5 protein-coding genes and 1 pseudogene are annotated in these 8,961 nt (G+C 65.3%); 5 read left to right on the top strand and 1 reads right to left on the bottom strand.

Translation table 11 applies throughout. From position 1 onward, the window contains the following. The 4 genes from AA75_RS51420 to AA75_RS47490 form a co-directional block, all read left to right on the top strand. Window positions 1–464: hypothetical protein (locus AA75_RS51420; protein WP_206743439.1), on the top strand; the 464-nt coding region annotated here is incomplete at its 5' end. A gap of 1,383 nt (window positions 465–1,847) precedes the next feature. Beyond that, window positions 1,848–2,144 carry a hypothetical protein gene (locus AA75_RS15330; RefSeq protein WP_033820570.1) on the top strand — a complete coding sequence of 99 codons (297 nt, stop codon included), beginning with the start codon at window positions 1,848–1,850 and terminating at the stop codon, window positions 2,142–2,144. Window positions 2,145–2,302: 158 nt separating this feature from the next. Next, window positions 2,303–2,740, top strand: a complete 438-nt coding sequence (locus AA75_RS15325; protein ID WP_033820569.1) for a DoxX family protein — start codon at window positions 2,303–2,305, stop codon at window positions 2,738–2,740. Between the two features lie 1,019 nt (window positions 2,741–3,759). Next, window positions 3,760–5,304: a hypothetical protein gene (locus AA75_RS47490; RefSeq protein WP_149038156.1), complete on the top strand. Its 1,545-nt coding sequence runs from the start codon at window positions 3,760–3,762 to the stop codon at window positions 5,302–5,304. 833 nt (window positions 5,305–6,137) lie between these two features. On the opposite strand, the pseudogene AA75_RS50885 reads toward AA75_RS47490, so the two are convergent. Beyond that, window positions 6,138–6,340 (bottom strand): annotated as a pseudogene (locus AA75_RS50885) (transposase); the annotation flags it as partial. Window positions 6,341–6,946: 606 nt separating this feature from the next. On the opposite strand from AA75_RS50885, the gene AA75_RS15315 reads away from it, so the two are divergent. After that, window positions 6,947–8,650 (top strand): S8 family peptidase, encoded by a 1,704-nt coding sequence (locus AA75_RS15315; protein ID WP_199520330.1) that lies wholly within the window; start codon window positions 6,947–6,949, stop codon window positions 8,648–8,650. Window positions 8,651–8,961: the final 311 nt, after the last annotated feature.

Raw genomic sequence — 8,961 nt, 5'->3', positions numbered from 1 at the left:
GTCACCGTCAGGGTGAAGGTGCGTTCGGCGTAGGCGCCGCCGGTGTCGGTGGCGCGGGCGGTGAAGGTTGCGGCACCGGCCCTGCGGCGGGGTTGTTGGCGACGGTGGCGTTCAGGGTGATCTGCTGGTCCGTGGTCGCCGGGTTCGGGGTGGCGGTCACCGAGGTCGTGGTCGCGATCTTGTCGACGGTGAGGGTGAAGGCCTGGGTGACCGGGTCACCGACACCGTTGGTCGCGGTGATGGTGAGTGTGCTCGTGCCCGCGCCGGTGGGGGTGCCGGACAGCGTCGCGGTACCGTCGCCGTTGTCGGCGAACGACGCCCACGGCGGCAGACCGGACGCCTTCAGAGCCGGGCTGGGCGCGCCGGTGGCCGTGACGGTAAACGCTCCCGCAGTGCCGACGGTGAACGCCGAACTGCTGCTGTTGTTGTCGGCGCTGGAGATGGCGGCCGGCGTCAAGGTATAGCCGATGATGACCTCTTGACCCGTCGTTGCCGCGCTCGCAGAACCACCCGCGGGGACCAAGTTGGCACCCGCTGCGCCGCCTGCGGCGCCCGAATCGTTTCTTGACCCTCCGCCGCCCCCTCCCCAGCACCGCCGTAACCGCCGACGGTGGCGACGGACCCGTCACCGCCTCTGCCACCGGTGACGACGCTGCCGGCTGCGCCGGTTTGGCCCGAGGGAGCCCCGTCTCCGGCAAACGAGCCAGCGCCACCGGGGCCGCCAAGGCCGTCTCCCTGTGAGGTTCTGCCTCCACTGGCGCCTCTGGCGCCCAGCGTGGTGGAGCTTCCCCCACCGCCACTCAGTCCTCCGCCGAACCCTCCGTAGAAATGAATTCCACTGTAATGCACGCCGGTGGGCGCGTCAGAGGCCATTGCGATGCTGGTCCCGCCCGCAGCACCGGAGGCGTAGACACCTGTGCCGCCTGGACCGGCTGCACCGTGGTTGGCGCCGCCGCCAACGCCGCCGGTCTCTGACGGATTGCCGCCGCCACCACCGCCACCACCGGCAGCGACCACTATTCGTGGGTCGCCTGTGCCTCCGGTGATCGAGTTGGTGCATGCCGGATCGTTGATGCTGCAGCTCTGCACGGTGCTGGAGCCGCCTCCGCTTCCCGCGGCCCCGTTGTACACGCCGGGCCCGCCAGCCCCGCCGTTGTGGTCGACCTCGATGTAGAGCACCTGCTGCGGCTGTACGGCCAGGGTAGCGGCCACCGTGTCACCTGCTCCGCCACCGCCCCCGAGGACGTTGCCGGCAGCATGGCCACTCTCGCCGGCCGTGCCAGTGGCGGTGACGTTGACGGATCGGATGCCGGAAGGGACGGTGAAGGCCGCCTCGGCTCCGGTGTAGCTGTAGGTGCACAGGACCGAGATGGATCCGGATCCGTCGGTGGCCGGGGATGACTGGTAGGGGGCCGAGGTGTCGGCGTGTGCGGGCAGCGCAGTGAGCGCGATGAAGCTTGCCGCCGGCAGTACCACGCCGCCGAGGAGTGCAGCCGTGGAGCGCCGCCCTGCCGCGCGGAGCCTGCGACTCTTCGGCGGCGGGGCTGTTGTCTCCGGTGGGCGGGGGTGCGTGATTGCAGGTCCATCGGGGCCTCCCGAACAGGCTGGAGGCATCGCCCCGGCGGGAGCCCTTTACGGCACTGGCGACCATCCGCACGACGCCCAGCGTCAAAGAACTGGTAAGGACACCAGCGTCCCGGCCTGGGGGGTTTCTGCATCATGGCCTGCCGGGCTTCCGGCGGGGCTCGGGCCGGGGGCCGGGTGTCCGCCCGCCCGTTCGGGTGGTGGCGGCCTGGTGCCGGTGGTGTCTGTCGGGTACGTGCGGTGATCACGGAAGTGGCTGCTGGGTGGCACCGGGCGGCTGGAGCAGCCTCGACGTCAACGCCTCGAGCATCGCGCTGACGGGCATGCCGAACAACACCAGCCACGCCAGCGCCGTCGGGACCGGTCATGGCAAGCTCTACCGCACCACCCGCACCACCCGCACCATCGACACCAACGGGACGTGGGCGTCGGTCAGCCCGCTGGCCGGCCCGAGCGACTCGACGGCCAGCAAGGTGACCCTGGCGGGTATGACCGACAGCACGAGCCGGTACCTCGTCACCGGCCCCCGCTGGCCACCACACCCAAGCAGAAGAAATTGAGAGGTTCACGGATCTGGCCAGGAACATGACACGGGGTCACTCTTGATGAACGGGTGTCAAATCCGGCCTCGTGGCGAAGCGTGTGGCCGGCTCGGCGGTCATCCTGCGACCGCTTCGGGCGCCTGCCCGATCTCCTCGTCCTCACCCAAGGAGTTCCAGTGTCCGCAGACCTCTCGCCGTACCTCGAACGCGGCCGCCCCGTCGTTCAGGGATTGTTCCGCATCGTGGTCTCCGTCCTCTTCGCATGCCACGGTGCCGCGACCCTCTTCGGCGTCCTCGGAGGGGCGCACGGCAGGACGCCTGAGGTCGGGCAGTGGCCCGGCTGGTGGGCCGCCGTGATCCAGCTGGCCGCGGGAGCCCTGGTCCTGCTCGGACTGGTGGTCCGTCCCGCCGCGCTGCTCTGCTCGGGCTCGATGGCCTACGCCTACTTCAGTGTCCACCAGGAGCACGGCCTGTGGCCGATCCAGAACGGTGGCGAGCCCGCGGCGATGTTCTGCTGGGCCTTCCTGCTGATCGCGATCACCGGACCGGGCGGCCTGGCCCTCGGGCCGGCGGTCCGGCACCGGACTGCCGGCTCCGCCGCGGCCGCGGCCTGAGGCCACGGCCGGCCGAGAACGGGCGACGCAGGCGGGGTTGACATCGTGCCATCCGACACCGGCGGGTCCTGCGGGCCCGGTGCCACCCCGCCCTTCGGGGCACGGCGACGATGTGGGTACGGGATCATCTGGAAAGGCTGTTCACGGACAGCGACTTCGAGGAGTGGTATCCCGCTGACGGGCGTCGGGGTGGGCCGGCGGTCGCCGTGGTGTAGTGCCGCAGGATCTCGCCGGTTTCCGCGTCGGTGGTGGTGCTGTGCCGGTGAGCTAGACCGGTGCTGCGCAGCCGCCGGTGGCGTGGGTCGGCTGGGGTTCCTGGGACGAGCAAATCGGCGCCCGAACTCCCCGACCCGGCGAACGCGCAACCCTCCACTTGTCCCAAGCCGCCGCGCTTCTCGTCATCCGGCGCGTAGCGCCCAACCGCCTCGACAAACTACCTCTCATCCTCGAAGAGATCCGGCTCGGAGCTGAAACCCTCAAGCCCCTCCTACTATGTCCGCGCCGCTGCCAGGTCAGATTTCCAGCGGAAAGGCCGAAGCGGCTAATCAGCGAAATGAGCTGTACCAAGTCCCCGCAAGAGCGAATTTCCGAGCCAGGCAAAGTCGCTCATGAACCTGTGCACGCTCGTGCGTAGTCCGCCGATCCCCCTTCCATCGCGATCCGGGTGAACACCCTCAAGTGCAGGTCGACTACGAGGCGCGCTCGACTGCCTCCCGCACCGCGGGGCAGCGCAGGATCGTGGCGCGATAGAACGCACTCGGCGGTGTCGCGGCAAGTGCGACCATCACGACACCGCCGAGGGGCTCTGTCGCGCCAGGTCAGTATCCTGCGGCGACACGTCTCGCCCCGTCAGTGCCGGGGCAACCGGGCCGCCGTTGCCCAAAAGGACACCCGATGCCCCCAAAGGTCTGGCCTGATGGGCGCGAGTCGACCGCCCGACTCTCGCGATCATAGGTCTTCAGCACCCCACACGAACGTTGATCATCGATTGCATATCCGTCTTAATGAATGGAGGGGCCATGGCCTCGGGCTACATTGTCTGCCACGGACGGGAGAGTTACCGCGGTGAGAAGTTCATAGCCCCGTGCGACTTGTATTTTTATGCAGAATCGGGGAGAGTGACCAAGCGGGGGAATGGGCTTGCCGTTCTGTCCACCGGAGGAATGCTGGCAGTCGGCTGCACCCAAGAAGTAAAAAAGGGTCAAGAAGCTACGGAAATCGGCCTCACCTCATTCAATGGAGATGAACTTGCTCAGCACCTCGCGGTAGCCACCAGCAGTCAGCTCCGTGGAAAGCTGTACATACTTGGCACCGACATTATCGAGAAAGCCTACAATAAGCACACCAAGGCAATAGTGGGAGTGAAGGGCATCGTCGAAGAGGACTATAAGCTGTCGAAGCTAGTTCAGAGAATCGTCGAAGAAGAAGAGGGAATTGAATCACTGCACTTGATCAACTGCAGGTTGGGGCGAAGGGGCGGTTCGACGCTGCCGCTCGGCAACGAGTCTCCCCATGACAGTGACCAGGATAAGGAACTCGACTGGGACGGCAGCAGCAAAAATTATACGTTCAAGGAGAATGACACCCGCCACGAGCCGTCACTCTGGAATTTTCATCAAACATTGGGAAAGCGTGCATTCAGCGCCCTAGGGGCAGATGAATTCGAGAATCTGCCCAGCGGAACGAAGGCTCCGCTAGACGGATTCGGCGGGAGGAGGAACGACCTCGTAACGGTCCATTCCAAATTTTTCGAAGCGGTCGAGAATCCCATTCAATGGACCACGCCCAAAAAAGCCTGGCAAATGATTCCCCGCGTCATCTGGGATCCCGACGTTCCCATGCCCGCAACGCTCGCTGACTCACTGCCATCCCAGGATTGGCGCGATGCATTCTGGTACTATCTAAACGGAAGTATCGGACGGAACATCCCGAACTCCGGGGTGGCGAAAGCAAATCTCCATCTCTGGACCATCATCGGAAAGTGGCTCTCGCCGGACAATGTATTCCACCTGCGAGGTGATGACGGAAGGGAATACGAAGCGGATGGTGTGCTCGACTCGGAGATCTTCACCTTCGCGAGCGGGCACAGCGGCTACACGCCAACCGTCGACCAGGTTCTTTTGGAACACGCCATGCAATGCAGTGGCAATATAGGCTACCTCTGGACGGCCATCGACAAATCAGCCGCGAGGAATTCGGCCGATTTCCTCAGGCAACTGACGTCCCTTCCGGAGGGCTACGCGCAGTGGATTTTCAGCTGGGTCGAGGCCTGGGCGGGAAACCATCCAGCCGCAGGTGACGGGGACCGGATGGAAGCCGACGGGGAACCGCTCAGGCCGACTATTTTGGACGATGTGCTGGGGCGGCCAGATTTTGACTGGGCGGCGCTCGATGCCACCCTCGCGGATTGTTTCAACAATGCCAGCGAGCAGCTTGTGTCCGCCATGGAAGCTCTGAGAAGCAGCCTTTCGGGTGACACGCAGGCGGCATGGGATTCCTTCGCCGAAACTCGAGAGGAACTCCGCCGGCAGTGGATGGAAGAACAAGCCGGAAGCAACGGCTGAAACGGCAATTGACCGGCGCGGCGATGGAATAGAAGTAATCACGCGATACGTGAGATCACCGCCGGTCGGAGAGGCCCTTGTCCGACATTCGTCTTCGTCTCATCCCCCCACGCAGGAATGCATGCAGATGTTACAGTTCTGACGTTGTGGACTTGCCGGCCGATCTTCTGCCATGGGCCTGGCTTCATGTCAAGCCGCCGCACAACCGACCCCTGGCAGCCACACCCACCGGTCCGGGTCCATGGCCGCCGCTGCACTGCTCCCGCTTCGTAGGTGGTTCGGCGAAGCCGCTCCGACTCATCTGTGACCGCGCGGCACGTGTTGTGGCGCAGGGGGTGAATACCGCAGAGCACCGGTGTGGCAAACTCCTGGTGGCGCACAGACCCCCGTCCGCGGCTCTGAGACCGCGTTTTGAGATCTCTGTGGATCAGGCTCCGAAGGGTCCTCTACGCTCGGCGGATGGGTCGTGTCCCTTGACGTGGTGTAGTGGTCTTGCGCCAACAGTCATGAAGTGGAGGGGAGTTCCTCGATCAACTCGATTCCGTCCGCCGAAAACAGTGACTCCATGAGGCGGAGTAAGTCAGACTGGGATAAGGCCATCGCGTACCTCCCGAGTGAACTCGCCTTTCTGCTCAGAGAGTTGCGCGATGGCTGCCCCATGGCCAGGGGTTACTCCAAGATCCCTGCTGCGCCACTCCATGGGACGCCATCCAGCGGCCGGCACGCCGGACCGTAATCCTGCTGATCGGGTGGCCGTCAATGGTAGACACGGCATCACCCTCCCGAGCCGCAGCTGAAAGAGCTCACTTCTCGGTCATGCAATGCCATGCCCCGCGGGCGAAGCGCTCGTAGACGGTCTGCCAGGGGCCGTAATGCTCGTGCAGGTGACGCCACGACGCACCGTCCGCAGCCGCCACAGCATACCGTTGACCACCTGTCGATGGTCACGTCAGGGACAGCCACGCCCGTCCACCTGTGGCAACAGAGGGGCTATCCGCTCCCACGCCGCGTCCGTCAGCTCATCTCGACCTGCCACAAGATCAATTATCAGACAGGCTCTGTCTCCGCTGGCTGGCAGCGGCCGAAAGGGCTTCAATCACTGCGGATTCGAAGATGCAGTGGGATTTATTTCACCATCGGGCGAACTGTCGGGCATGTGACTGCTCCTTTCGTTTTCCCTGTTGGTTTGTTTTTCCTGCTCATGGATTTTTTAGTGATGGTTCGAGGTGCGAGTAGGGCCGGTAGTGCATGGTGAGTGTGAGCCGCCCCACAGGGCCTGCTCGGAGCCTGGCCTACAGTGATGGTCCAATCGCTTTCCGGAGTCGTCCAGAGGCGGATCGGCTGAAAGCTGGCCGGCCTGCGGGTAAGGCCAGATTTCAGACTCCCGATTGCTCCCGACATCCTGCGGCCTGCCGGCCGCGGGTTATGTGAACGGAGAACTCCGATGCACTTCAGTGGGAAATCGATGCAACCGGCCGGCGGCCGGGACAGTTCCGAGGGAGCGGTCCGGGACGGTAGTCCTCCTGGCGGGTCGGCACAAAGATGGTATTCCCGTCACGGCCGCAGATCCCGTACCTCGGTGGCCGTTATCAGTGTCGTTGCCCTCGCGTGTGGGGCCCTCTCCGTGCTTCCTTCGGCCGCCATGGCCCAGGACGCCTCCGCGGGCTCGTCGGCGGGCACCGAGGCCGCCCCGGGGGTCCCCGCCGAGGGCCTGATCGTCGGTTACAAGTCCAACACCGCCGAGGCCGGGTCCGACGCAGCCGCCAAGACCGACGCCACCGCAAAGGGCAGGGCAGCCGGCAAGAGCGTGGACTTCCAGCACCGTTTCGCAGACGGGGCCGCCCTCGTCGGCCTCGGCAAGGGCCTCACCAGCGCCGATGTCGCCGATGTCGTCGCCAAGTACAAGGCCGACCCGCGGGTCGCCTACGTGGAGCCTGACCGCCGCTTCACACCGCAGGCCGTCCCCACCGACCCCTCCTACAACCTGCAGTGGGACCTGTTCGAGAGCACCGGCGGCATCAACGCGCCCACCGCCTGGAACACCGGCGCCGGCGCCGGCGTTACCGTCGCCGTCATCGACACCGGCTACACCGCCACCACCGCCACCCACCCGGACCTCGCCGCTAACATCCTTCCCGGTTACGACTTCATCTCCGACACCACCGTTGCGGGAGACGGCAACGGCCGCGACGCCGACGCCCACGACCCGGGCGACTGGGTCACCGCCGGCCAGTGCGGCACGGGCAAGCCCGCTGAGAACTCGTCCTGGCACGGCACGCATATAGCCGGCACCATCGCCGCAGCCGCCAACAACGGCACGGGTATCGCAGGCGTCGCCTACGGCGCCAAGATCCTCCCCGTGCGGGTGCTCGGCAAGTGCGGCGGCATGACGTCCGACATCGCCGACGGCATCATCTGGGCCTCCGGCGGCACCGTCTCCGGCGCGCCCGCCAACCCCAACCCCGCCAATATCATCGAACTGAGCCTCTCCAGCGGCGGTGCCTGCGACACGACCACGCAGAACGCCATCAATGCCGCCCGCAGCCGCGGCGCCACGGTCGTCACCGCAGCCGGCAACGAAAACCAGAACGCGGCGAACTCCTCACCTGGCAACTGCTCCGGCGTTATCAACGTCGCCGCTACCGACCGCGGCGGAGCCAGAGCCTACTACTCCAACTACGGAGCCGTGGTCGACGTCGCCGCCCCCGGCGGCGACATCCGCAGCAGCAACAGCAACGGGATCTTCTCCACGCTGAACGCCGGCACCACGGCACCCGGCGCCTCGAACTACGGCTACTACCAGGGCACCAGCAATGCCTCCGCGCACGTCGCCGGCGTCGCCGCCCTGCTCAAATCGGCGAACCCCAGCCTCACCCCCGACCAGATCGAAGCGGCCATCAAAGCCAGTGCCCGGGCATTCCCCGCCACCTGCAGCCAATGCGGCACAGGCATCGCCGACGCCACCAAAGCACTCGCCGCCAGCGCCCCGGGCCAGCTTCCCACCGTCAATGAAACCGAATCGAACAACAGCATAGCTACGGCAAACAGTGTGGCATCCCCCTCGAAGATCGCCGGCACCATGAACTCCAGCGACACCCTCGACTACTACAAGGTGTCCCTCCCCGCAGGAAAGACCCTGACCGCCACCATGACCCCCAACTCGACTGCCGACTTCGACCTCTACCTGAAAAACAGCAGCGGGACCCTGCTGGCGTCCAGCGAGAAGGCGACCGGCCAGACGGACAGTGTCACCTACACGAACAACGGATCAGCCAATGTAACGCTCTACGTAGACGTCACCTACTACACTGGAACCGGCGCCTACACAGGACAAATGACCTGGTAGAACAACAAAGCCACAACCCGGAAAGAACCGAAACGATCCCGTAAAAAAAATCCGGCCAGACCACCGGCTGCCACCGCACCAACCCAAGCTCCGTCAGAGTGAACGACCTCCCAGATCGCTCACCCGACGGAGCTTCAACCTGCACCCACCCATCACCGGCCACCACTGAACATAAACCCGGCATCTCCGCACACGACGGCCCCATCGACCCGGCCGGGACCGGCTGACCCGGGGAGTGGGTGCCCGGAGCCCGTCCTGTCATCCGAAGGCGAGACGGCCACCGGCTGATTCTTCGAGAACGACCAAGCTCT

The organism is Kitasatospora sp. MBT63 (genome assembly GCF_000710465.2).
Lineage (GTDB): Bacteria > Actinomycetota > Actinomycetes > Streptomycetales > Streptomycetaceae > Kitasatospora.
The sequence above is the reverse complement of the archived record's forward strand: the minus strand, read 5'-3'. Positions and strand labels throughout refer to the sequence as shown.

What these genes read in the sequence shown, in the direction of transcription:
- AA75_RS15315 (WP_199520330.1), top strand. Translation starts at nt 6,947, where the DNA reads ATGGCCCAGGACGCCTCCGCGGGCTCGTCGGCGGGCACCGAGGCCGCC.
- AA75_RS47490 (WP_149038156.1), top strand. Translation starts at nt 3,760, where the DNA reads ATGGCCTCGGGCTACATTGTCTGCCACGGACGGGAGAGTTACCGCGGT.